This is a genomic window from Alteromonas sp. AWM4_230, from assembly GCF_056158305.1.
The window spans coordinates 1,045,282-1,070,120 of the sequence record NZ_JBSWTB010000001.1; the positions used below are offsets into that span (position 1 = coordinate 1,045,282).

Below are 24,839 nucleotides of genomic sequence, written 5' to 3' on the forward strand. Positions count from 1 at the left end.
CTATGCTTTTATTTGTAAAAAAGCTTTTAGTCCTTTGCGCGATTGTCGTTGTTAGCACGCAGTTAAGCGTGCTTTATCAATTTTTTAATAGCGTACCTAGTATGTTTGCTGCTAAAGAAATAGATGAGTATCGATTTGTAAAATTGAACTCACATGGGCATGCCATTTCAAACGAACAAGGCCCTTGGCACTGTGTTTACGACAGAAAGCTCGAAGTTGCCTGGCTGGTGGGAAGAGATGACGAGTCGCCTTTTGACAGTTATTGGAGCTACAGTTGGTTCGACGAAGAACAGCATAAAGGAGTGAAAGAGCGAGGGAGCTGTTATTTCAACAAGCCGGGGTGCGATACAAGGCATATTCAGCAGCAAGCAATTAAACGAAAAATATGTAACTTATCTAACTGGCGCCTGCCCAATGCAGAAGAGTTGGTTGCCTTAGTTCAAACTCCAACTAAATCTAATGGCCCTTTTATACAAAGCGCATTTTTCCCAAATATCCAAAAAGGTGATTATTGGACGCAAACACAAAGCAACAGTATTGATACTCAAGCGCTTACGCATTTAAAAGACGGAGCGGTTGCGGTCAACTTCAAACATGGAAAAAGTCGAGTTCTACCTTTTAGAAATGCTGCTCATGTCATGCTTGTGGCGGACAAAAAAGCGCTACCCCTTTCGCCTAATCAAAGTGCGTTCTTAGGTAGAAAGCAAAGCATTGCATATTCTCACAATTAATTAGCCATTGGCACTATGTAGGGGGAAATCCCTATTTGCACTTCGATCAGTTGGTTTGATACTGAGCCTACATTTTCGTAAAGGTAGATTTACTATGAAATCATTAATTGCCGCTGTGTTCGTTCTTTTTTCCGCGCCTTCTTTCGCTGGCGTAATCACTTATGATTTCACTCGATTAGTGTTAGGTGACGAAGCTGACGAAACCAGCTTAATCGGGCAAATCACCTTCGATGAAAAAGAAACGCAGTTCAATATGAATACATGGCTATCGTTTTTCTTTCAGTTGGAGTTTGATGGTGACATTTACAATATTTTAGAAGACGACATAGCCGACTTCGCGATAGTCGATTTAGATGATGGTGTGTTTGGTGATGAAAGCAGTGAAGGCTTTGAGTTCTTCATTGAAGATTCAAGCGTTCCTTACGAGTTTACTATTAGTTCAGGTTTAGCTGGACTAGGGCAAACCAATACTTGTGTTTTCTTTGAAAATAGCGACCGCTGTGCGGGCGGGTTGTTTCAATTGGTTAAAACTGTCGAGCCGAGTAGTGGCTCCAATAACGGCTCGACGCAAGTGAGTGAACCTGCTTCCTTCGCATCAGCAATGTTAGTTTTGTTCGCGTTTACCTCACTGAGGAAGCGCAAACAGTAAAGCATTTTTAATTTTAATAAGCGTTTCATTTCTTTTACTGTGTTCGTTCCCTCCAACCTATCAATGTTTCTCGATAGTTGGTGTTTTTAGCCCTCCACTTGTGAGGGCTTTTTTCTTTTTAGATTTCTGATTTTTCAACGCTTTTATAAATCACACCGAATAGGGGGAACTCCCCATAGTTTTGCTTCTTTGGTTGTTAAATACTCAAGGGGTACTCAAAGAGAGGTGTATTATGAAGTTCCTTAATAACAAAACAGTATTATCAGTTGCTATTGCTTGTGCCCTACCAGCGAGCATGGTGAATGCAAAAACTTTCGATAAAACCTTGGCTGATGCACTTGCTGCTTCGCCACTAGAACTACAACAAGTTATTGTTACATTTGAAGGTAAGGGACCTGCCACAACAGAACAAATTACAGCACTTGAATCGTTAGGCATCACTGGCGGTGTTAGCCTGCGTAACGTGCCAATTGTTGGTGTGTTAGCCAACAAGCAGCAAGTTGAAGCGCTTTATCAACGTGATGACGTTGTGTCAGTGTGGAACAACGACCCACTAGAATTAGAGAACCATGAGTCTACCCAAATTACCGGCGTACAGGCACTACAGGCTGACCGCGATATTCGCATTAACGGCATGCCAGTATCAGGTAAAGGCATTGGTGTAGTGGTAAACGACTCGGGTGTTGACGGTACCCACGGTGATTTAGCTTTCCCTGATCACGTTGTGCAAAACGTTTTAGCGCAGGTTAATCTAAATAGCTACAGCGGCATTTTACCGATTACATACCAAGAAAACGTATCTAACACCGATATCCTAGGCGGTCACGGTACTCACGTAGCAGGCACAGTAGGCGGTAACGGCGCCAAGAGCGGTGGTTTACACGCAGGTGTAGCACCAGGTGCAGACATCATTGGTTATGGCTCGGGTGCCGCTTTATTTATTTTAGATACTATCGGTGGCTTCGACTACGCGTTAACACACCAGTTCGATTACAACATTCGTGTTATCTCTAACTCATTCGGTAACACAGGTGATGTAGGTACAGACTTCAACCCAGACGACCCAACCAACGTTGTAACTAAAGCATTGGCTGACAGCGGTATTATTACCGTGTTCTCAGCGGGTAACTCAGGTCCAGGTGAATCAACTATTACCGGTAATTTTAAAAAGGCACCTTGGGTAATTACAGTGGCTGCGGGCAACAAACAAGGCGAGCTAGCTGATTTTAGTTCTCGTGGTGTTGACGGAAAGGGCGGGCAGGCAGTTGTTGATGGCGAAGTGTTCACGTGGGAAGACCGTCCTACCGTAACGGCGCCTGGGGTAGACGTCATATCTGCCCGTGCATCACTGTCTAGCTTAGGCGGTTTAAGTGCAGCTGACGACGCGGAAATGATTGAGCCACAGCACTTACCGTTTTATACCGTATCTAGCGGCACATCAATGGCTGCGCCGCATGTGTCAGGTATTGTTGCACTAATGCTAGAAGCAAATCCAAACCTTCAGTGGGAAGATGTGAAGCGTATTCTTCAGGAAACCGCAACGCCGATGGCAGGTATGGATGAGTGGGAAGTGGGCGCCGGCTACGTGAACGCTTATGCTGCGGTAACTGCAGTGCTTGACGGTGAAGAAGTATTTGGCGATACCGTGAAAAAGAATCGCGAATTTAACGCTTTTGCAAATGTGGCGGAAGGCGATAGCTTTACATTGCCTACGACTTACCTACCTGTTGGTGAATCTCCTGTAGAAAAGTTTGAGGTAAAGCCTGATGTATCTATGGTTGTTGCAAGCGCATCAATTGAAACTGCTACAGCCTTTGTACTAGAAGATCCGGCAGGAAATACCTACGGTTCTGGCATTGGCCTACCTGTTTTAGGTTCTTCTGTTGGTACAGCTGCGCCGGGTATGCCGGGTACATGGAAACTATACAGCCGAGGCATTGGCAGCATTAGTGGTGTGTCAGTTGACCCACTCGGCGTTACAAATGGTGTGGGCATTCCTGGTACTAACGATGTGAATATTCGCTTGTTAGTTACATCAGGCTATACCGGTATTGATGATGCAGTAGGCCATCCAGCGAAACCATTCATTGAATACGTAGTCGCAAATGAGCTAATGGACGCAAAGGAAAGTGGTTTTGCACCAGATGCACCGTTAACGCGTGTAGAACTTGCTGATACGCTAGCGCTTAGCGCTAATCTTCGTCAAACCAACGATGGTAATACAGTGAACTTCACTGATGTGAGTGCAGAAAACGCTGCCGCCGTAAATTCAGCAACAGCAACTGGCGCTGTATTAGGTGATTTAGAGATGAATACGCAACCGGTGATGCAAGTTGACGGCGACTTCTTTGGTAGCAATATGCAGGTAAGTAAGGAAGAAATGGCGTACTCAATGGTTCAAACATTAGGTCTTGAAGATGCCGCGAGTAGCTTTGACTCTGAAAAGGTTATCGCTATCGTGCTTGGTGAAGCGGTGGAAGTTGAAGATACAGACGCAATTGCACCTGAGTATCGCGGCTATGTTCAACAAGCTTTAGCTGCAGGGATAATGCAGGTGGAAGTGAAGGTAGAGCAAGGTCCATTTGACCTACAGCCTACGCTTAAAGCCTTCTTTAACCCACAAGATGGCGTATCACGAGGCGAAGCGGCGTTTATCCTTACGCAATACGCTGAGCTTTAATTTCTGATATAAGAGGGGCCTTGCTCCATCTGAAACACGGCGTAAACCCATCCATGGGGCCTTCGCCACAGCATCCATGCTGTGGAGAGTTTCAGATGAAGCAAGGCCCCTCTCTTTTGTTTTAACGTATAAAAGTTCTATAGAGTAGTGTTCTACTTAACGGAATTTGCTTTTGGGGAGTCCACTAAAGCAAGTTTAGTGCTGAGGATTTTAGCTACTGCAATCAGTATTCGCTTAATATGTAAAAAGGGGAAAGAATAGAGTTGTACGCTCCGAACAAATTCCAGCTATTCTAGCAAGCCTGCCTTTCCAGCCATTCTGATAAGTTCTGCGGAACTGCTTAAATTGAGCTTTTTATAAATGTTGCTTCGGTGATTTTCTGCGGTTTTAAGACTCATATCTAGTAGTTCAGCAATCTTCTTACTGGTGTTGCCTGCGGCAACTAAGAAAAAGACTTCTCGTTCTCTTCGCGTCAAAACGCTCAGCGGTGATACGTGCTTTTGACACTGTTCAGTGGATGACTGGGTTAATTCGTCGGGGAAAGAGGTTTTGTTGGCCGCCACTTTTTTTATCGCATCGACTAAGCTGTCCCCAGACGACTCTTTTAAAATGTAGCCCTTTGCGCCAGCGTCGCGCATGGCCTCTATATATTCCACTTCGTTGTGCATAGACAGCACAAGTATCTTTGCATCACTGCGCTGAGACAATATTTTATCAATGGCAACGAGCCCGCTCATGCGCGGCATAGAAATATCCATCAGAATAACGTCGGGGGAGAGCTTTAGCACCGCTGCAATAAGCTCAACACCGTCATCACATTCTCCGACCACTTCAATATCTGGGTTTGCATTTAGCATTTGAGATACGCCTTGACGCATGAGTACATGATCGTCGGCTAGCACTACTCGAATTGTCATACAGGTACCGTTACTGTTGTTCTTGTGCCTTGCCCTACAGCTGAATCTATTTCTAGCTTAGCGTTGAACGCTTCGGCTCTATCGCGAATACTTGAAAGACCAATGCCAGGCTCTATAGTTCTACTATCAAACCCTACACCATTATCAAGAATATCTAAACGAATAACGTTATGGTGGTAAGAAACCGTCAGGGTAAGGTGTGTTGCTTCACTGTGCTTTATAGCATTTACCAATGTTTCTTGCGCAATTCTGAATAATAAGGTGCTTATATCTTTCGAGAGATCTGTGGGTAGATTTATGTCAGTGTTATACGCCATATCTTCACCACTAAGCAGGTTCCGACACAGCCAGTTTAGTGCGGGTTTAAGGCCCAGGTCGTCTAAAATGGTGGGGCTCATAAGGCGTGATAGCTGCCTCACGTCATTTAGCGCCATTTCAGCGATACCGTGTAGTGCTTCTATTTCAGGCGAGGAAGATGAGAGCGCCTGCAGTCGTCTTGTCAGCCCAGTAAGTAACTGCCCTATACCATCATGCAACTCTCTAGAAAGTTTAGCTTTTTCGGATTCTTGTTGAGCCCACAGGCGTTTCGCAAGCTGCTGAAGTACTTCCTGATCAGCGTCTAGTCGCGCTTGAAGTGTTGCCTGTAGTGCCTTAATGCTCTCTATTTCTTTGGCTAAATCACTCAAAATAGGCGTTCCTGTAGTCACCCGTTTGTTTTTCAGGTAGTTGAGACAGCCACTGCGTTGTTAACTTATTTACGGTATCTTCTTTGCCGGGAATAGCGCGATAGTATAGGTGATTGCGCCAATATGAAGGGTATAGCGCGAGCTTTTGCTTGAGCTTTTCAACTGATGCTTCATCACCTAACGACGCTTGTATATACAGCCACTGCAAGTATTGTTGATAATAAGTAGGTTTAATAAGAGTGCCAAGCTTTTCCATGATACTGCTCGAAGCGCCTAAAGATAGACGCTGCTGCATATCGAGCAAAATCTTTGCTTCGGTGATCGCGGGTACATTGTCGTTATTTAGAAGCGTTTTGTAGATGTCGTCACTTTCATCGTTAAGGTTACCTTGATGATGCTTTAACCCTAACGTTAGCCATTGATAAACGGCGAATTGCTCGTGACGTTCTTCGTTGATGGTGGGCAATACCGACTCAAGACGCTTCTCTAAGCATGACCAGTTTGCAGTTAACAAGCATATTTCACCCTCCCAGAGCAAAACTTCTGTTTTTGCTCGGCTATCTTCAGACTCCTGAGCTAAGCGTTTTGCCTGTGCAGCATGTTGTGTGGCTTCTTCTAAATTTCCGTTTGCAAAGTTTAAATAGCTGAACAGAAGGTGATTGTAGAGCTTTTCCTGATTATGTTGTGTACCTAATTGCCTATCTACCGCCGTTAAGTAATTGCTTGCGATATTTTTATCACCTTTAACTAAACTCAATTGCGCAAGATTTTGATGGGTTCGAAGTAGGTGAGATTCATCACCATTTCTCTCAAATAGCATCTTAGCCTGCTGCCAGTATATTTCTGCAAGAGAGATATCACCAATCAAAAAGTGCATATAGGCCACGTTGCTCATGCTTTGGGGCTGAAGTACCTTGTCATCGCTTTGAACACGAATATCAAGGCCTCGTTTGTAGTAATCTAACGCTCTTGCAAACTGTCCTCGTTCTTCAAACATAAAGCCTAGGGTGTCGTTTACGTGCGCTTCTTGTGCTAAGTCACCTAAATCGTGAAGCAGCTTTACAGCTTCTTCTAGCGACGCTTCAGCAGTGGTGTAGTCGCCTGTGAGTGAAGTAGCAATAGCATAGTTTGCTAAGGTTTTGGCCCGTTGAGAAGGCTGTGTTTTCGCATCTCGTAGCGCTAGCGCGTCTTTAAAATAACGCGCCGCTTCTACATTGTCGGCCGTTCGCAGGTAGGCAATGCCAAAGGCATTCAGCACTAAACTTTCACCTTGGGTATCCTTGGCCTGTCGAAATGCCACAAGTGCGCGTGTTAACGAATCGCTGGTGGCCGTTTCTATATCTCCATTAATAATTTGCAAACGAGCCAGCTCAAACCACAGTTGTCCGTTATTCGGTCGAAGGGCTAAAGCGGCTTTGTAGTCGGCCATCGCTTTGGCATCTTCGCCCGCCCACTGGTATATGTCGGCCCGCATTGATAGCAATTCTGGTCGGTTAGGAAATTGAGAAACCAGTGCATCTATCGATTGTTTTGCAAGGGCTAAATCTTCATTGAGTTCAGCTCTTAGAAGTTCGCCTTGTAGTCGCCAATACAGCGCTAATTCGGGAAGGCTGGTTAAGGTTTGCAGGGCCTGTCTGGCACTATCATAGTCGCCAGTATTTATACTATTGCGGGCTGTGGCTACCCACCCACCGGGGTAATCGGGGGTTGTCGCGGTAATGGCGTCGACTGCATCTGTACTATTTAGCGTTTCTCCCTTTTGCCACGCTGAATCTAACGCATCTAGATAACGTAAATCAGGGAGTGGTTGAGGGGCTTGAGTTTCAACAGCATCAAATAGTTGCTGAATTAATTTATTGGAGAACTCCACTAAATCCTCAGAAAGGGTGTTTGCATCCACATTGTGCGACACGGTAAAAATAGGCGTATTAGCAGGCATGCTGAGTAAGCTTGCGTGAAGCAAGTAAGCACTATTACTGGTAGGCGTAGCATCAAGAAGCAGTACGCTATTAGCTGCAAGTGTAGCGGCTAAATCAGTGCGATCATTATTCTTAGTAAAGGGGGATAACCCTAAATTTCTTACCCAAGCTTGAGTCTGTTCTTTGTTGTCTAACACTATGTTGGGGTGGGTAGACAAAGGGTAACGAAGTAATGTGTTAATGGTTTCTAAAAGCGGGTACTGAGGGTCGTTCAATACCAGAAGCTGGATAGGGCTATCTGTCGCTAATTCGGGGGGACTTTTTTGATACCAAGTTAAGGAAAAAATACTGGCACTGCCAATTAATACCAGTAAAGCAATTATAGAAAATCCAACAAGGGTTTTGTTAGGCACGGTCGCACTGCCATTAACGCTAAGGGCATGACCTTTAACGCTGAGGGCTCTACCATTAACGCTAAGGGCCTCTTCCAGCGAAAGCCTCTTAGCCGGTAAGTGATGGGTTAATTGAGCAATGCAGGTTTTGCGCTTTTTTGACCACAAGTAATGGGAGATGCCAACGCCTTCTTCTTCAACACAGCCCAACATGTCTTCTAGCACTTTACCTAGGCTATAGGTGTCAGAGTGCTCACTTGCTTTTCCGGTTTGAATAACCTCAGGAGCGGTGTAGCGTTGATGCCCGCTGGTCTGGACACCCGAAGCCGCGCTTTGTCCTATGCCAAAGTCGATAAGCTTAATATCTTCATTATGGTCTATTAGGATGTTGTCTGGCTTTATATCGCCATGCTTAATCCCTACGGCTTTGCATGCAAGTAAAGACTCAATGAGCTGTTGCTGCCACTTATCGAAATCGGCCCTACTGATTGGTTTTTGAAGACGCGTATAAAGAGGCTCCCCTTCTATGAAAGCCATGGTAAAGAATGCAGTATCTCCGTCAGAGAAAACATCATGTACACGAATGATATTGGGGTGTTGAAGCTGTCTGGCAATATTAACTTCATTGCGGATAGTTTGCATTTTAACCGGGTCGCTAGCACCACCTTCTATCACTTTTAGCGCCACTTTTACATCAAGTAGCTCGTCGAGCGCACTATAAACATTAGCCTGAGCGCCACAGCCTAATTGCTCTACAATAAGAAAACGGTTAGCTAGGCGTGAATTTGGCGCAATAGATGGCCCTAAAGCTAAGGCTTCAGTTTTAAGGGAATTATTTTGCGACGAGAATACATCTGGCCTGTTCAAAGCCTTCTCCACACTTCACTAATTAACGTGACGAAGCAACTCAAATAGGGTTTACGCCACGCAGGCCTGTCTACAATAGGTATAACAAATGGTCGACTGGCTTAAACGTTATTGCTTTTATTCTAGCTTATAAGTGAAAGTTTATGCTCTATTGTGTGGAATAACAAACGCATGGAAATCATATTTGCTAAGGAGGTGGCAAATTCTATGTCCGTTTGTGTGAAGTAACGACGCCCTAAAACAGAGTCAGCATATAAAACACCAATAGGCTTTTCATCCAAACATACGGGTACACAAACGGCTGCCTGAATACCGTGGTTTATTATACTGTGCTGCTTATTAAGCGTGTTGTCGCAAACAATATTACCGATAGCGCGAACGGCATTTGTCTGCATACATTGATTGATAATAGTGCGGCTGCCTGTAAAGTCATCGCCCTGCATCCAATCTTCATAACCTACACCAAGCTGATAGTTATTTATTTTATCAAACAGAATGAGCGAAGCGCGTTCGCACCCAAGCGACTGAGTTAAACACTCTCTGGCGAGGTTAATAAGTGTAGTGCTGTTATTACAGTGCTGTAGTTGGTTTTGATATCGTTTTAGCTGTTGCTTACGCCATTCACGTTGGCTATCAAGTTTAACGACATTATTAAATGCGACAGGCGTGAATTCACAAGGAATTGGACCAAGTTGCAAAACGTGAGGTTTGTCTAGCGTAAGATGTTTTACGGGGGTACCTGCGTTGCTGAAGCACCCTGTAGAACTGGTGTCGTCCAACTGCCAAATATGGTCGTTGTCAGCATATTTTGCGGTGCGTAAAACAATGTGAGAACGTGAGATTTGAGGGTGAGGAATAACGATGTCGGCACTATCGGCGCGCCCTACTTGATATTCACGGCCCTCAAAAAGCAAGTGTTCACTTACGCTACCGTTGCTTTCTGTAAAGGCAAACTGTAATGGCATGGCATCACCCTCATCATGTCACTGTCGCTGAATTTTGATTGTTTTTTTTCAACCTACAACCATGCCCGGATAGGCACGAAGCCAAGTTGACCCTAGTCCCGTGTAGCTTTTTGAAAAACAGTGTGGGTTTAAGGTCAACAGGACTATTTACAGCGTTCTTAAACTGAAACGTAATGTTTGCAGCTGAGTAAGAAGTAAACCTTTCACATTAACTACGTCGCCGCTTGAGCGCCATACGTCGGCAATTTGGCTTCCAGATGCACTGTCAACAAGTGTGATAAGGCTATCAACCGCAATTAATGCTGCATCGTCATCATTTATCGCTAGCGCTGATTGAATGTCATTTATTCCGCTATCAATAGCAGCTTCTAGCAGTGGGGCTATTTCGTCGCGGTTGTCATTAACAGCCGTACTTAAAGAGGCAACTTTGTCATTAATGACAGTAGTTGAAGGACGATTGTCGAGCAAGATAATGAAATCGGAAAATTGTCCTGTGCTACCGCGCGCACGAAAGCTACCAGATGAAGTAAGCGTTGTTATATCTTCAAACTGCCCGCCGTCATGCGACGTAAACAAACGCCATGGAATGGTTGGGGTGTAATGAATGGCTTTGGTGTAAAGCTCAACCGTCGCTAAACCTTCAAAGCCAAATCCTGCGTCTGTTTTCGGCGAAATAGAAACAAGAACAGGGAAGCCTGAAACGGCACTTGTTAGTGCTGAAGGCAGACGGTCTGTAATCGTTAAGTCTGCTGGGTCTAGCAGCTCTGCAGTAATATCAATAGTGTTAGCATTAAGACCAATGCTGTTTTCAAACTCAACGGTCAAATCAACTTCGATTAAGCTGGTAAGCGCAAGCTTCGCTTGGATCTTATTGTCATCGACAGTTAGGGTTGCAGGAGTAACTACCTGTGCTTGCGCGGTTGAAAGCAGAAGTAATGCAGTGGTGGCAACAACAGTAGTAAGTTGTCTGAATTTCATCGCAGTAAACATCATAGGATGACCTCTTTCAGTGCTGGTTAAAATTTAACCTAAAATAGCGCCATTATCAATTAGTATAATGGCACCGTTTTCAGTGGTTTGCGATTTTATTCAAAATATTGGGTGAAAAAGCGTGAAGCGAGTACAGCATAATGCGCTCTGGTTATCACTGTATCTGGCGCGAAGCTCGCAGTAATAGTTGGCGCAATGCTAAATGGGCTTTGCTCTACACCAAACTCAGCGTTAATGAGAGACAAGGTTAGCGCTAACTGCACATATCCCTTCATATCAGCCGGAATGTTGTATTGGTCTTCTAAAATGATTTGTTCGCCATTATAGTCAACAACGATGTCGGCATTGGGGTCGAAGCTAAGTGCTGCTTCTTCAAGACCTAACATTTGCACCAGCGAATAAGCAATATCTAACTTGGTTACGCTAGCAAAGGGGTCGGCGCTGCCGCCTACGCTTCTTAGAACAGGCGCTTGTGTACGAAGCTTATCTTTAAGTGCACCACCTTTGACCATGACCGATTCTACAAACGCTTTATCAAACCCAGGTACAGAGCCGATGTTAGGGCGCTCTTCGTTTAGCAGGTCACGGTATTGTCTTACTGCACCGCCCATTACCGCATAGCGAGCAAAGTCCTTACGTTTAAGGCGGGCATCTGGCGAGAAACCACGGCTGTTAATGGCATCCATTAGACGCTCGCTAACAGCAAATTCAATGGCGTTTTGCTGAGGGTGACCTTCAACATCATCCATACCTTCAAAGCCACCACTATTTTCAAACGAGACAGTAACGTTGAAGGTTTCAGGCAGACCTGGGCCGTTGGTTAAACCTAATGGGTCGGCCTCAATACCAGACAGTGACGTCAATCCATAGACATATACGCCCCAAGTGCCCGGCATTGCAGGAGCAGCGACACGCATGGTAGTTGTAAGCACTGGTGTTGTAAGGTTACCGCGATATTCAGTGCCGTCCGGCGCAACAAGAACAAGCTTGGTTAAGTTTGCGAAACTATCGGCAGACGCTTTAACAAGTACTTCTTCTGTTCCTACTTCAAACTCTATAACTTCAGGCGCACCTACTGGAGAGTAAAAAACATCGAAGTTTTCTACACGGTCGCTGGTGGTCACTAGTGCATTTGCTTTGAAGCTTTTGCCATCTAGGTTATTAACCGTAACTTTATGATCCATGTCTTCAAGAAGGGCCGCGGCAACCGCAGAGCGCGCGTTAACATAACCCGCACCCACTTCCCAGCGCTCGTAGCCAGGCATATTAGTAGCAGTTTCTTGAAGCAAGCGCTTTATGGTTAAGTTATCAAGATTTGGGTTTGCTTCTAGCATTAACGCAATAATGCCCGATACATGTGGCGTTGCCATAGAGGTACCAGAGATCATGGTATAGAAAGGAATATTTTGCGGCTCTATCGCACCAATATCACCATCACCGCCATTAGCTGCCGCATTTAAAACAGCGCGAGTAGAGATAATATCTACACCAGGAGCGACAATGGTTACGTCGTTTGTATACGTCCAATCTGTGCCGTCTGGCATAGTAAAGTCACCAGACTCGCCTTTAAGACCACGAGATGAAAAATCGGCAAGTTTGCCAAACTTATCGCCCGCACCCACAGAAATTCCCCAAGGAATTTGCGCGTATGGGTTATGTGAATCTTCACCTGGGCCATCGTTACCCGCAGCGAAGACACTAATCATACCCATTGTGTGCGCTTTATAGCTGGCCAATGATATAGGACCAAGTGGCTCATACTTGCCGCTTGAACCCCATGAGTTGCTAATAACTTTGATAGGGTTGTCAAAGGTGTACTGCTTACTTATCGCGTAATCAAAACCACCGATGGTATCAAGTAGCAGTACCGCTGCACCCGAACCATAACCAATAATATCTGCATCTGGTGCTGCGCCGCGGTGCTTGCCGCCAGACATAGCGCCAGTACCTGCGATAGTGCCAGTCACATGTGTACCGTGGCCTGAGTTTAAGTCTGTATTTACTTGGTTAGATAATGTTGGGCCAGTTATACCAACAATAGACAATGCGCCTGGGTTCAAAATCGCTTGCACATTATCAACCACGGTATCACCAAAGAAGTGGTCTTGATGAGAAGCATCAACACCAGAGTCAATGACTAAAACCGTTGAACCTTTACCAGTAAATTCGACATTGTTGCGCGATGCAAATGCTTCGCCCTGCATATCAGCAACACCCGTTATCTCACGCGCATCAGCGTTGTATAAGCTCATCTCACGGTTTGCGAATACTGAGCGTACTCCGTCAAATTGTGCAATAGCTTCAATTTGAGCTTTGGTGGCTACTACACCAATAATTGGCAGGTTTTTAAATTGAATACCTTCTGTAATACCCAAGTTTAATAGTTGAGTAATTTGAGATTCAGCAAGAGGCGACATTTGATCGTACGTAACAACCGCCATCAATGATTCTGTAGGGGATAGAGACACTAGTTTATCGGCCATTTGAGAACCAATGTAAGCGTCGGCTAGCGTGTGAGCCGAAGGACTTGCCAGCATTGCAGCAGCTAAGGTAGATAGGGCGAACTTCTTCATATTCTTCTCCAAATTCTAAAGGCTGCGGTTTGCTTTGGTATCGGGTTACGTCATCGCAGCAAGGTACGCCTCAATAGTGACTTTTTGAGAAGGGCCAGAACATAGGGGTTTCACCCTAATTATAAGATTTTTTTAAATAGCAAAACGTTCAAAAATGCTACAAAGGTTTAATAATAAAACGTGCGTTAAACATCTATATTGATGACGTATGTTGATGTGTTTTCAGCGTTTATTAGCTTTTTTTTATGTAGCTGGTGCGCGCAATTTCTCCCAAGAGGAGCTTGTCATGAAGTTCGATTCTATTAAATCTCGCCTAGTTTTAATGACCCTTGTCTGCGTTATCGGTATGGGGGTATTAGTTGTTAGCCAGCACTACTTTACCCAACGACTTATAGGGTTACACCAGCAGCGTGATGTGTTGTTAAGAATGGGGCAAGATCTGCTGCAAATGAGACGACATGAAAAAGACTTTCTTCTGCGCCACGAGACCGTTTATTACGACAAGTTCCTTGAGCGGAGCTATGAATTTAAAGGTCGCTTAACAACTCTGGTTCCCTTGTTCAATGAGTACAGATTGCCTGTGGCTGACGTGGAAAGCCTGTCATCTTCGATAGAAGCCTATAGCGGCACATTTCGACAGGTAGTATCGCTTCAAGAACGGATTGGATTAAGCCAAAACGATGGTTTGAGAGCGCGCATAACCGAGTTAGAAAATACCCTTAGCGAAGGGCTGCGTGCTCAAGGCTCGCAAGCGAGTGAATTGTTGACTGGTATTCAACTGGCAACGCGCAATTATCAGATAAACCAAGAAGGGGTTTACGCAAGGCAAATGATGACGTTGAGTGAGCGTTTAGCTTCTGAATATAGCGGTACTGCTTTACTGAGCGGCACTTTGGTTCAATATAGAGAAGCGCTTTTACAGCTAGTTGATGCATTTACTACCTACGGCGTAACTCATAATGAAGGGCTTCGTGGCGAATTTAGACAAAGCGCTCACAATGTTGAAACTCAGCTAAAAGGCGTCGATGCCGCCCTGCAACCCATGATCGAGCAACAAGAAGCACAGGTGCGTATTTATAGCTTAAGTATTGCCGCGCTTACGTCTGTCGTATTAATTCTGGTGCTGATCAAGAGTTTTGCGACATTTCATCGCGCATTTGTTAACTTTCTTACTTTCTTTTATCGCTGCAAGCGTCAGTATCAAACGATTGATACCAGAAAGTTAGGGTTTGCAGAGTTAAAGTCACTCGCAGAACTGGCGAATGAAATGGTCGAGTCGAAAAGAGATATTGAGGCGCGTCTCGCCAGCGTCGAAGCCGAGTTGGCCAATAAGAAAGCCTCATAGCTTTCATTTAAAAGCTAAAAGTAGGTAGATTTTCTAAAGCGGCCGACTCACTATTGCATAAACAAGGTATAAGCCAAGGTAGAAGCAAAGATGAAGTTTAACCGCTTAGGAAGTAGCGACCTACAGGTGTCAGACATCTGTTTAGGAACAATGACATGGGGTATTCAAAATACCCAGCAAGATGCAGATGAACAAATAGCTTACGCCCTCGATAAAGGTGTTAACTTTTTAGATACCGCGGAAATGTATCCCGTTCCTCCCAATGTCGATACGTACGGCGATACAGAGCGCATTATAGGTAATTGGCTCTCGCGAAATGAAGCGAAGCGCTCAGATATTGTATTGATGACTAAAGTTGCCGGCAGCGGATTGAAGTATATCCGCAATGCTGGCCCCATTACGTCTGATGCAGTTAGCAACGCGCTTACTGATTCGCTAGAGCGTTTAAATACTGACTATATTGATGTTTACCAGCTACATTGGCCGAACAGGGTAACGCCACATTTTGGAAAGCATTGGCCTGATGGCGCGGATCCCACGAAAACGAATCGCGAAAAAGAAATAGAGGGTATGCGCGATATTCTTTTGGGAATTAAGCGGGCATTAGACGAAGGAAAAATAAGACACTGGGGGCTGTCGGATGATACGCCTTGGGGCATTCACATTTTTCTTACCCTTTGCAAAGAGCTCGATATGCCCCTTCCCGTATCTATCCAAAATGAGTTCAGTTTACTGCACGCAAAAGACTGGCCGTATTTAATCGAAATGTGTGAGCTAGAAAATATTGCATATTTACCGTGGTCACCATTAGCGACAGGCATGCTAAGCGGCAAATACCAAAACGGCGCAAGACCAGAAGGTAGCAGGTGGACGCTAGCTCAGCGCATGGGACTTTTCAGAGATAAAGCGCCTGCGCAGGCTGCTACAGCAGAATATGTGAAGATTGCAGAAAAAGTGGGCATTACACCATCACAATTAGCGTTAGCATGGTGCCAGCAAGTACCTGGTGTTACGTCTACTATTATTGGGGCAACAACAATGCCTCAGTTAAAAGAAAACATTGAAGCGTTTGATATAGAGCTCTCAAGCGAGACGTTGAATGATATTCACGATGTATTTAGAAGGTATCCTCTTGGTTTCTAATAGCTAGTGCTTATTTGATGAAGAATGGCGGGTATATCCCGTCATTTTTGTGTCACACGGTCGTAATAGTATGGTTTTTTCTGTATTAACTCGTACTCGTTATCTGAATGATTGACCCACAAATACTATCAGCCAGCACTGTAGAAAAGAACAATAACTGGCACCGATGGCTGCTTCTTGCACTACTTGTTTATGTCATGTTACTTGCGGTGAGCATGATTGGAAGTGGTTTCAAATATGCCGCTGGTGAGCATGCTAGAGAGCTTTTTAATTTTGCATCAAACCCAATAATGGGCCTTATAATTGGCATGGTTTCGACTGCGTTAATTCAGTCTTCAAGCACGGTAACTTCAATTATTGTTGGTATGGTTGCAGGTGGTTTACCCATTACCATCGCGGTACCCATGATGATGGGAGCGAATATTGGTACTAGTATTACCAATACCTTGGTAAGCCTGGGGCATGTTGCTAAAAAAGAAGAATTTCAGCGCGCTTTTAACGCAGCCACTATTCATGATTTTTTCAATGTTCTTTCCGTACTTATATTCCTTCCACTAGAAATGGCCTTTGGTATTTTAGAGTATTTGAGTGGTCAGATTGTAACACTTATTCATACTCCAGAAGCGCTGGGCGTAAGCGGATTCAACCCAATAAAGGCGGCCACACAGCCAGTAACCAATTTGGTTTCTCAGTCCCTTGAGTTTTTACCTTCTGTTTATCCAGGTATCGCTAAAATTCTGATTGGTATTGCGCTGATCATGGTTTCTATTACCTATATGGGAAAAATTATGAAGTCCCTTATGGTAGGAAAAGCGAAGGATTTACTACACAAAAGCATAGGGCAGGGGCCCATATCCGGCATCACATCTGGCGCCTTAATGACGGTGTTGGTGCAGTCATCATCCACGACCACATCACTCATGGTGCCCTTAGTGGGGGCAGGGGTGCTAAAAGCCCGTGAAATCTACCCGTTTACTCTTGGTGCAAATATTGGAACTTGTATTACCGCCCTTATTGCTGCGTTAGGCGTGGCGGGCGTGAACAGCGGTTTTGCGTTACAGATAGCGCTGGTACACCTTATCTACAATGTGTTGGGTGTCACACTCATTTATGGTGTTCCTGTATTGCGTAATATTCCTATTAATTTGTCCTACCAGCTATCTGTCCTAGCTGCAGAACGAAAGATGTACGGCGCAGCTTACGTGGGTGGATTGTTCTTTGCAGTACCACTGGGAATTATTTTTACGACAATATAAAAGCGTACCGGCAGTTCTAAACTGCACTAGAGAGGTAAATGCGGGCTCATTGTTTCTGATGGTGTAATATAGGTTAGCGTGCTTACTACCTGTGCGGGCCGGTATAAACTAGGCATTAAACGCATTTAGCAACCATTCGGTCAATAAAAAACGGCGTTTCCGAGCCCAGAAACGCCGTTCTAATTTGTAAAGCTGCGTACTTATTAAAACGCGTATTTAGCTGAAACTTGGAAGCGGTTCATGTCGCCTTCAAGACCGGCTTCAATTTCACGTTTTGCGAACGCATACTCAGCTCCAACAGTTAGCGCTTTCGTTGGCGAGTACAAGTAGTTCACACGTGTGCTGTAGGTACTTTCAGTCGTATTTAAGCCAGTAAGCGTTACGTCATTGTCGGCTTCAAACGCTGAGAACATAATGCTGCTGCGTGCTTTTTCGCTCCACTTGTGACGATACGCAATGCCATACCCAGTTGAGTCAATGGCTTCCAAGTCGCCACTTTCAGTAAGAACAGCGCCATTTACTGCGTTCAGTGCAGAGTATCGGCCTAAACCTTTACCCGTATTGAACGTGAAGCGAATATCATCGCCATTGGATAAGTTATATTTACCTGTTAACGACACGCCAAAGCTAGTCTCGTCAGCGTCGATGCCTGCGGCATTATCATAAGAAAGTTGTCTGACTAAGCCCGCTACTTTTACATAACCCCAGTCTTGCTTTGTGGTGTAGGCGGCAACTAAATCTGGAACACTACTGTCATCACTTGTTATCCTGCTACCACCACCAAACGGCGTAATGGTTGATTCAGGGTTTTCTAGTGCAATCTGAAACCCGCCGTTGGTATATCTCACCATGACTTGACGACCAAAGGTGATACCGTCGGTAGTACCAATAAAATCAAGTGATTCTGGTAACGAACCTACGTCCATAAAGGTCGTCCATGTTTGGCCCACCAACCAATTCTTGTAAGTTAAGTATGCGTGACGTACTCGTGGAGTATAGGAGTTACTGATGCGCTCATCACCGCCGCTAGTCACAACAAAATCCAGCTCGAATACACCGTTAATAGTGTCACCTTCGGCGGTAGGCGTTGATGTGGCAAAGCGGAAACGAGATGTTCTGATGTGTGCATCGAACTGTGGGTCTTCGTCAACGCCACCAACGGGAGTTAGTGAAGGTATATAAAAGTCTCGACCTACGCTGCCAGAGGCAATGGTGCCATCTGAATAGTCGCTTACCATAGCGTCAACTTTAATATAACCCGTGAATTTCACACTAGTGTCGCCGATTGTTGCTGCTTGTGCTGTGCCGCCCGCTGCCGCTAGGCACAGCGCTACTGCGGTAGCGGTATTTTTTATTTTAGCTTTCATCGTGTCTGTTCCAAAAAAAGTGGTTAAATAAATGTAAATTCAACGTTAACATCGCTGATTGTGTACTTATTATCGCAAATTTAAATAAGCCGTTGGTCGCATAAGACTATAGTCGTAATACTTTTAGTCTAACTTTTTTATTACTACCTTAGTTTTATGCTGCTAAGACCAAAGTCTCATTTTGCTTTGTGGGTGAATAGCTAGAGTGTTTCACCATACAACAAGAATTTTACATTATTGATATTGGAGGCAATCTTTATGACCGCCAGCAAAACTTATCCTGTGCCTGAGAACATTCTTCAATCTACTCATTTGACTGCGTCGCAGTATGACGAGATGTATAAGCAGTCAGTAGAGCAACCCGAAGTGTTCTGGGCTGAGCACGCGTCTATGCTTGAGTGGTACCAAAAGCCCACCAAAATTAAAAACACCATGTTTGGTGAAAATGATGTGTCTATTAAATGGTTTGAAGACGGTGAGTTAAACGCTAGCTACAACTGTATTGACCGTCACTTGGCAACCAATGCCACAAAAGTTGCCTTTCATTGGGAAGGTGACTCACCACAAGACAGCCAAGATGTGACATACCAACAAGTGCATTATGAAGTATGTAAGTTAGCGAATGCACTTAAAGAGATGGGAGTCACGAAAGGTGATCGCGTCGCCATTTACATGCCTATGGTGCCTGAAGCTGCCTACGCGATGCTTGCGTGTGCACGTATTGGTGCGGTTCACTCGGTAATTTTTGGTGGTTTCTCACCAAACGCTATTGCCGACCGCATAAATGACAGTAGCGCAAAGGTCGTTATTACAGCCGATGAGGGGCGCCGCGCAGGAAGAAGCATTCCGCTTAAAGCAAATGTCGATAAAGCTTTAGCCGATGATGCCTGCCCGTCAATTACACATGTTTTGGTGCATAAGCTAACGGGCGGCGATGTAGACTGGAACGAGAAGCACGATGTATGGTGGCATGAAGCTGTGGACGGTATGTCAGCACAATGCGAGCCTGAAGTAATGAATGCGGAAGACCCGCTATTTATTCTCTATACATCGGGTTCTACGGGTACGCCAAAAGGTGTGGTTCATACAACAGGCGGTTATCTGCTCTATTCCGCTATGACCTTTAAATACGCTTTCGATTACAAAGACGATGACGTTTATTGGTGTACTGCGGATGTGGGCTGGATTACAGGTCACAGCTATATGGTTTACGGCCCCATGGTAAACGCTGCGTCGCAAGTGTTCTTCGAGGGTGTACCTACCTATCCAGACGTTAAACGCATTGCGCAGGTCGTAGAAAAATACAAAGTAAATAGTCTTTATACTGCGCCAACCGCGATTCGTGCGTTAATGGCTCACGGTGACGTGCCTGCTGAAGGTTGTGATTTATCATCACTTCGTTTGCTTGGCACAGTGGGTGAGCCAATTAACCCAGAGGCGTGGGAATGGTATCACCGTGTTATTGGAGAAGGCCGTTGTCCTATTATCGATACATGGTGGCAGACTGAAACTGGCGGACACATGATTTTGCCTCTGCCTGGAGCAACAGAGTTGAAACCTGGCTCTGCAACCCGCCCATTCTTTGGCATACAGCCGGCGCTATTTGATGCTGATGGCAATGAACTTGAAGGCGCGGCAGAAGGTAACCTAGTGATCAAAGATAGCTGGCCAAGCCAGGCTCGAACGGTTTATGGCGATCACCAGCGCTTCATTAACACCTACTTCAGCGCATACAAAGGCGTGTACTTCACAGGTGATGGCGCACGTTGTGACGAAGATGGCTTTTACTGGATCACTGGCCGCGTAGACGACGTACTAAATGTATCGGGCCACCGTCTAGGTACGGCTGAAATAGAAAGTGCACTTGTTGCTCACTCTAAAGTGGCTGAAGCTGCGGTAGTCGGTTTCCCTCACGATATCAAAGGGCAGGGGATATATGTTTATGTAACGCCTAATGAAGGTGTTGAAGCAGACGAAGCGCTGACTAAAGAACTTAAAGCGTGGGTGCGCCAAGAGTTAAGCCCCATTGCCACTCCTGATATGATTCAGTGGTCGAACGGGCTACCTAAGACACGCTCTGGTAAAATCATGCGCCGTATTTTGCGTAAAATTGCGGCCAATGAGCATGAGCAATTAGGTGACACATCTACATTGGCGGATCCATCGGTTGTTGATACACTGATAGAGGAACGTCTGAATAAGTAGAATTAAGGATATAGACAATGATAACCCTTCTAATCGCTGATGATCATCCGCTGTATCGCGATGCACTACGAGGCGCGTTGTCGTTGTCACTTCCAGCCCTTACCCTTAAAGAGGCCGGAGATCTAAACACCACAGTCGATATTCTCAATAATGAGGATATCGACTTATTGCTTCTCGACTTACATATGCCAGGCAGCAATGATTTATTTGGCTTGCTGCATATCCGAAAACTCTTTCCTGAACTTCCTGTTGCCGTGGTTTCTGGAACGGAAGACGCTACCCTTATTTCGAAGATCATTAGCGTAGGGGCACTTGGTTTTATTCCAAAAACGGCCAGTGCACAAGATATAGCCAATGCAGTTGAGGCTATTTTAGATGGTGATGTGTGGTTGCCTGAAAACTTAAGCGAAGATGTTGATGAGGTGGATGAAGCGTTTTCTGAACTTGCTGACAAAGTTGCGTCGCTCACACCGTCCCAGTATAAAGTACTTTGCTACATGCGAGATGGGTTATTGAATAAGCAAATTGGCTTTAATTTAGATATTGCTGAAGCCACCGTTAAGGCGCATGTTACCGCTATCTTTAAAAAGTTGGGCATTAATAACCGTACCCAAGCGGTACTCATTGCTTCGCAGCTTGAGCTGGAGCCACCGGTTCAGTAACATCGTGTTTAAGCACGGCTTCAGACATAGCAAATTCAGGTAGAAACTTTTCTAACGCCAAGCGGCTTTGCTCGCTCAATAGCGGGTTTTCGATTTCAATAACCGTACGCCCATCAATTAAGGTCATCCCTTCTTTAAAGTTCTTATGTGCAAGCAGTAACTCTTGGAACTTCCCGGTTTCAAATAGCATCAGCAGGCCTTCAGCGATACGCCCTGCTAATGCCTGATTATCACTGCCAACAAAGAAAAAGATAGGGCTTGGGTATGAAATGATGAGGTTGTCATCGATAGTTAAACCTTTTGACAAGGTTTTGTTGGCAAACTCTTCGTTAATTTCCATCACACTTCTTGGAAACATATCAGCGAACCCTTCCGAAACAATGCGGAATGAAGCGCGATACGTGGTTTCTAAAACAGGAATATCATTAGCCCGAAAAATCTTTGTATCAGGCCAGTCATACCCTAAAACCGCGCGAAACTCTTGGAGAGCTGCAAGGTTTTTTACCTTTTTTAGTCGCTCATCCCCTTCTTTTACAAACAAGGCGCGCTTACCAAATAGCCCGGCCATGATAGGAATGCGAACAGGAAGGAACTGACGCTCGCGCTCGGTTGACGTTACGCTCCACGTTACGTCTAGCATATTGTGTTCGAGGCTGCGCAACTGGCGCTCTTGGGCCGTTTCTTGGTTACTAACAATAAACTCAAAGGTACCGTACTGCGACTGAGTAACACGCAAGGCTTCTGTTAGCAGTGACTTTGCGTATGAATAAACGCTATCCCTTCCAGGGTGGACGTTGGGTAATCGTAAAACGGTATGAGGCAAGTCTGCGCTTACCTCATCAGAAGGTTGCTGTTGCCCGTAAACAACGAAGTGCGCAAGTAAACTCATTAACAAAATGATACGGCTTAGAGATTTAGCTTTGATATCCATATTTTTAACTCATTTACGTGGCGCCAGCCCGGCTAATTGTCTTGTTAAAGGTTACTTTAAGTATAGCCCTTTTTTTAGCGGCTAATCTTTTCCAGTAAGTAAAAAATCGTGTTCGGGGTCTACAATAAACTGTCCACTCATCGCCTCTCTGCCAAGTAGCATTAAGTAAGTCATTTCAGAGCGATCCGTTAGGGTTAACTGGATATCCCATTGGAATCCGTCCATAACGATAGGCGTAATGATAACATAGCGTTTCTCACGTGTAGCTGTTGAACTTTTTACGCGCTTTTTGCCTTCAACGCGCGCTTCCCGTCTAACTACACGTTCTACGTTATGAATGTCTGGGTGAATATCAAATTTAATCCATAGTTCACCGTCTTGCTCAAACTCTTCAATATTGTCTACGTGAAGTGATGACGTTGCCGCACCTGTATCAACGCGCACGGTTAAGTCGGAGATAGCGAGTTTGGGCAAGTCGCACAGTTCTACTGCACCAACAATTTTCTTATTGTTCATCAGTTTTCTACCAATTTATAAAACAGGGTTCTGCTCTGGCGGCAATAAATTGTCTTGTAATAGTTCTACGTGTTCGGCAACAGTATCAGGCTCTGAAAAGTATGCAATGTGGTAAACGGCTTCACCTTCTTGGGTAAGCGGAATATTTTGTTTACCAATTACAACGCCTTCAGCTGGGCTTTCAAGGCTGTCCAAATAATTGCCAAATGGATCCGCAATAATGGCTAGTTTGTCACCTTTTTCAACATGATCGCCTAGTTGGGCTAGGTGATTTACAAATCCACTCTCAGGCGCGCGCACCCAGCCACTTTGTCTGGCAATGAAACGCTCAATGCTATGGCCCTTGCTACGGCTTTTGTTTAGCATGCCTAAGTGGCGCATGGTATTGATTATACCTTTTACGCCTGCGCGAATAGAAAATTCATCATAGCGCAGTGCTTGACCAGCTTCATAGAGCAATATTTTAACGCCATTTTCACTGGCCGCTTCGCGTAACGAACCGTCTCGTAATTCAGCATTAAGCAGCACAGGCACACCAAACGCTTTGGCCATTTCAAGCACTTCAGGGTCGTCTAAATCCGCGCGAATTTGTGGCAGATTACTTCGATGAATAGCGCCTGTATGCAGGTCGATGCCCACGTCGCACTTACTCACTATCTCTTTGAAGAATAAGTTCGCCAACCGCCCGGCAAGCGAGCCTTTTTTACTGCCAGGAAAACTGCGGTTTAAATCACGTCTGTCGGGTAAATAACGAGACTGGTTTAAAACGCCGTAAACGTTAACCATGGGTACCGCTATTAAGGTGCCCCTAATGCGTTCAATCGCTTTTGACCGGATAAGGCGGCCGACTATCTCAATGCCATTTAATTCATCACCATGGATAGCAGCGCTCACAAACATAACAGGACCAGGTCGCTTTCCTCGTTTAACATAAACGGGGATACTCATATTGGTCGCTGTATACAGCGGTGGCATTTCTAACTCAATCTTTTTTGTTTCGCCAGGAGCAATATTTTCGCCCCCAATTTTTAAAACATCACTTACCACTAACGTTTTCCTATATTTACGTTATTGCGTAGGTTGAAGGGGTTAGCCTTTTCCTCGGGTTTTTGTTTTATGTGGCTCGGCACTCTTTTCAATAAATTCAATGATCATGCTGGCAACGTCTTTATTGGTAGCTTTCTCGATACCTTCTAAGCCTGGTGAAGAGTTAACTTCCATCACTACAGGGCCGTTGTTTGAGCGAAGAATGTCTACACCGCAACAATTAAGGCCCATGGTTTTTGCTGCATCTACCGCCGTTTTGCGCTCAGCAGGGCTTAGGCGAACTAAACTTGCTTGACCGCCTCGGTGAAGGTTAGAGCGAAACTCTCCAGGCGCCGCCTGACGCTTCATAGCAGCAACGACTTTCCCACCAACCACAAAACAGCGTATATCAGAGCCACCTGCTTCTTTAATAAATTCCTGTACTAAAATACTGGCATTAAGCCCCATAAATGCTTCAATAATGGATTCTGCGGCTTTTTGGGTGTCTGCCAATACAACGCCTATACCTTGGGTACCTTCTAGCAGCTTAATAACCACTGGCGCGCCGCCCACGGTTTTGATTACATCGTCAATTTTGTCCGGGTGATGAGCAAAGCCGGTTCTAGGCATGCCAATGCCTTTGCGCGAAAGCAGCTGGAGCGAGCGAAGTTTATCTCGAGAGCGGCTAATCGCCACTGACTCGTTAAGGCTGTATGTACCCATCATCTCAAACTGTCGAACTACAGAAGTACCGTAAAAGCTAACAGATGCGCCGATACGGGGGATCACTGCATCATAGTAAGGTAGTTTCTTACCGTTATAGCGAACAGACGGTCGTGCGCTCGTAATATCCATGTAGCAGTGCATTGTGTCGATGACGTCGACCTCATGCCCGCGAGCCTGCCCAGCTTCCACTAAGCGTGAAGTAGAGTAAAGACGTGGATTTCTTGAAAGAATAGCGATGCGCATTATAAAAAAGCCTGTAGTTTGTGATTTATTTTGTCGTTTAATCGACGTGT

The 24,839-nt window shown here is 45.1% G+C and carries 19 protein-coding genes; 8 read left to right on the plus strand and 11 right to left on the minus strand.

Annotated features, from left to right (window positions below):
• Nucleotides 1-2 precede the first annotated feature (2 nt).
• The 3 genes from ACXACS_RS04535 (at nt 3) to ACXACS_RS04545 (ending at nt 4,060) form a co-directional block, all read left to right on the plus strand.
• Complete coding sequence (locus tag ACXACS_RS04535; RefSeq protein ID WP_474804556.1) at nt 3-731, plus strand: Lcl C-terminal domain-containing protein; 729 nt, start codon at nt 3-5, stop codon at nt 729-731.
• A gap of 94 nt (nt 732-825) precedes the next feature.
• Nucleotides 826-1,380 (plus strand): hypothetical protein, encoded by a 555-nt coding sequence (locus ACXACS_RS04540; RefSeq protein ID WP_474804558.1) that lies wholly within the window; start codon nt 826-828, stop codon nt 1,378-1,380.
• A 232-nt stretch (nt 1,381-1,612) separates the two neighbouring features.
• Nucleotides 1,613-4,060 (plus strand): S8 family serine peptidase, encoded by a 2,448-nt coding sequence (locus tag ACXACS_RS04545; RefSeq protein WP_474804560.1) that lies wholly within the window; start codon nt 1,613-1,615, stop codon nt 4,058-4,060.
• Nucleotides 4,061-4,347: 287 nt separating this feature from the next.
• On the opposite strand, the gene ACXACS_RS04550 is transcribed toward ACXACS_RS04545, so the two are convergent.
• The 6 genes from ACXACS_RS04550 to ACXACS_RS04575 all read right to left on the minus strand — a co-directional run bounded on the left by ACXACS_RS04550 (nt 4,348) and on the right by ACXACS_RS04575 (nt 13,369).
• Nucleotides 4,348-4,977: a response regulator gene (locus ACXACS_RS04550; protein ID WP_474804562.1), complete on the minus strand. Its 630-nt coding sequence runs from the start codon at nt 4,975-4,977 to the stop codon at nt 4,348-4,350.
• Nucleotides 4,974-5,663: a sensor histidine kinase gene (locus ACXACS_RS04555; protein WP_474804564.1), complete on the minus strand. Its 690-nt coding sequence runs from the start codon at nt 5,661-5,663 to the stop codon at nt 4,974-4,976. The genes ACXACS_RS04550 and ACXACS_RS04555 overlap by 4 nt, the downstream gene beginning before the upstream one ends.
• A complete protein-coding gene (locus tag ACXACS_RS04560) occupies nt 5,656-8,841 on the minus strand; it encodes a protein kinase domain-containing protein (RefSeq protein WP_474804566.1) in 3,186 nt (1,061 codons plus the stop codon). Before ACXACS_RS04560 ends, ACXACS_RS04555 begins: the two co-directional genes overlap by 8 nt.
• A gap of 122 nt (nt 8,842-8,963) precedes the next feature.
• Complete coding sequence (locus ACXACS_RS04565) at nt 8,964-9,806, minus strand: GAF domain-containing protein (protein ID WP_474804568.1); 843 nt, start codon at nt 9,804-9,806, stop codon at nt 8,964-8,966.
• A gap of 147 nt (nt 9,807-9,953) precedes the next feature.
• Nucleotides 9,954-10,799: a DUF6689 family protein gene (locus ACXACS_RS04570; RefSeq protein ID WP_474804571.1), complete on the minus strand. Its 846-nt coding sequence runs from the start codon at nt 10,797-10,799 to the stop codon at nt 9,954-9,956.
• Nucleotides 10,800-10,891: 92 nt separating this feature from the next.
• Nucleotides 10,892-13,369 (minus strand): S8 family peptidase, encoded by a 2,478-nt coding sequence (locus ACXACS_RS04575; protein WP_474804573.1) that lies wholly within the window; start codon nt 13,367-13,369, stop codon nt 10,892-10,894.
• 286 nt (nt 13,370-13,655) lie between these two features.
• Between ACXACS_RS04575 and ACXACS_RS04580 the strand changes: the two genes are divergently transcribed.
• From ACXACS_RS04580 to ACXACS_RS04590, 3 genes are all read left to right on the plus strand, one after another.
• Nucleotides 13,656-14,714 (plus strand): chemotaxis protein, encoded by a 1,059-nt coding sequence (locus ACXACS_RS04580; RefSeq protein WP_474804576.1) that lies wholly within the window; start codon nt 13,656-13,658, stop codon nt 14,712-14,714.
• Nucleotides 14,715-14,804: 90 nt separating this feature from the next.
• Nucleotides 14,805-15,857, plus strand: a complete 1,053-nt coding sequence (locus ACXACS_RS04585) for an aldo/keto reductase (protein ID WP_474804578.1) — start codon at nt 14,805-14,807, stop codon at nt 15,855-15,857.
• Between the two features lie 107 nt (nt 15,858-15,964).
• A complete protein-coding gene (locus ACXACS_RS04590; RefSeq protein ID WP_474804581.1) occupies nt 15,965-17,113 on the plus strand; it encodes a Na/Pi symporter in 1,149 nt (382 codons plus the stop codon).
• A gap of 203 nt (nt 17,114-17,316) precedes the next feature.
• On the opposite strand, the gene ACXACS_RS04595 is transcribed toward ACXACS_RS04590, so the two are convergent.
• Nucleotides 17,317-18,480: a DcaP family trimeric outer membrane transporter gene (locus ACXACS_RS04595; protein WP_474804584.1), complete on the minus strand. Its 1,164-nt coding sequence runs from the start codon at nt 18,478-18,480 to the stop codon at nt 17,317-17,319.
• Between the two features lie 258 nt (nt 18,481-18,738).
• Between ACXACS_RS04595 and acs the strand changes: the two genes are divergently transcribed.
• The gene (acs, locus tag ACXACS_RS04600; RefSeq protein WP_474804586.1) at nt 18,739-20,685 is read left to right on the plus strand and encodes an acetate--CoA ligase; all 1,947 of its coding nucleotides are present in this window, start codon (nt 18,739-18,741) and stop codon (nt 20,683-20,685) included.
• 17 nt (nt 20,686-20,702) lie between these two features.
• Nucleotides 20,703-21,347, plus strand: coding sequence for a response regulator (locus ACXACS_RS04605; RefSeq protein WP_474804589.1), 645 nt, complete (start codon nt 20,703-20,705; stop codon nt 21,345-21,347).
• On the opposite strand, the gene ACXACS_RS04610 is transcribed toward ACXACS_RS04605, so the two are convergent.
• The 4 genes from ACXACS_RS04610 to rimK form a co-directional block, all read right to left on the minus strand.
• A complete protein-coding gene (locus ACXACS_RS04610; protein WP_474804591.1) occupies nt 21,307-22,278 on the minus strand; it encodes an amino acid ABC transporter substrate-binding protein in 972 nt (323 codons plus the stop codon). The two genes, ACXACS_RS04605 and ACXACS_RS04610, sit on opposite strands and share 41 nt — an antisense overlap.
• Nucleotides 22,279-22,359: 81 nt before the next feature.
• Nucleotides 22,360-22,794 carry an ATP-dependent zinc protease family protein gene (locus tag ACXACS_RS04615; RefSeq protein ID WP_474804594.1) on the minus strand — a complete coding sequence of 145 codons (435 nt, stop codon included), beginning with the start codon at nt 22,792-22,794 and terminating at the stop codon, nt 22,360-22,362.
• Nucleotides 22,795-22,809: 15 nt separating this feature from the next.
• Nucleotides 22,810-23,841, minus strand: coding sequence for a succinylglutamate desuccinylase/aspartoacylase family protein (locus ACXACS_RS04620; RefSeq protein WP_474804597.1), 1,032 nt, complete (start codon nt 23,839-23,841; stop codon nt 22,810-22,812).
• Nucleotides 23,842-23,883: 42 nt separating this feature from the next.
• On the minus strand, nt 23,884-24,789 hold the full coding sequence (gene rimK / locus ACXACS_RS04625) for a 30S ribosomal protein S6--L-glutamate ligase (RefSeq protein WP_025257684.1): 906 nt from the start codon (nt 24,787-24,789) through the stop codon (nt 23,884-23,886).
• Nucleotides 24,790-24,839: the final 50 nt, after the last annotated feature.

Coding starts and splice junctions, on each gene's coding strand:
- ACXACS_RS04535 (WP_474804556.1), top strand. CDS start 3: ATGCTTTTATTTGTAAAAAAGCTTTTAGTCCTTTGCGCGATTGTCGTT.
- ACXACS_RS04540 (WP_474804558.1), top strand. CDS start 826: ATGAAATCATTAATTGCCGCTGTGTTCGTTCTTTTTTCCGCGCCTTCT.
- ACXACS_RS04545 (WP_474804560.1), top strand. CDS start 1,613: ATGAAGTTCCTTAATAACAAAACAGTATTATCAGTTGCTATTGCTTGT.
- ACXACS_RS04550 (WP_474804562.1), bottom strand. CDS start 4,977: ATGACAATTCGAGTAGTGCTAGCCGACGATCATGTACTCATGCGTCAA.
- ACXACS_RS04565 (WP_474804568.1), bottom strand. CDS start 9,806: ATGCCATTACAGTTTGCCTTTACAGAAAGCAACGGTAGCGTAAGTGAA.
- ACXACS_RS04570 (WP_474804571.1), bottom strand. CDS start 10,799: ATGATGTTTACTGCGATGAAATTCAGACAACTTACTACTGTTGTTGCC.
- ACXACS_RS04575 (WP_474804573.1), bottom strand. CDS start 13,369: ATGAAGAAGTTCGCCCTATCTACCTTAGCTGCTGCAATGCTGGCAAGT.
- ACXACS_RS04580 (WP_474804576.1), top strand. CDS start 13,656: ATGAAGTTCGATTCTATTAAATCTCGCCTAGTTTTAATGACCCTTGTC.
- ACXACS_RS04585 (WP_474804578.1), top strand. CDS start 14,805: ATGAAGTTTAACCGCTTAGGAAGTAGCGACCTACAGGTGTCAGACATC.
- ACXACS_RS04590 (WP_474804581.1), top strand. CDS start 15,965: ATGATTGACCCACAAATACTATCAGCCAGCACTGTAGAAAAGAACAAT.
- ACXACS_RS04595 (WP_474804584.1), bottom strand. CDS start 18,480: ATGAAAGCTAAAATAAAAAATACCGCTACCGCAGTAGCGCTGTGCCTA.
- acs (WP_474804586.1), top strand. CDS start 18,739: ATGACCGCCAGCAAAACTTATCCTGTGCCTGAGAACATTCTTCAATCT.
- ACXACS_RS04605 (WP_474804589.1), top strand. CDS start 20,703: ATGATAACCCTTCTAATCGCTGATGATCATCCGCTGTATCGCGATGCA.
- ACXACS_RS04610 (WP_474804591.1), bottom strand. CDS start 22,278: ATGGATATCAAAGCTAAATCTCTAAGCCGTATCATTTTGTTAATGAGT.
- ACXACS_RS04615 (WP_474804594.1), bottom strand. CDS start 22,794: ATGAACAATAAGAAAATTGTTGGTGCAGTAGAACTGTGCGACTTGCCC.
- rimK (WP_025257684.1), bottom strand. CDS start 24,789: ATGCGCATCGCTATTCTTTCAAGAAATCCACGTCTTTACTCTACTTCA.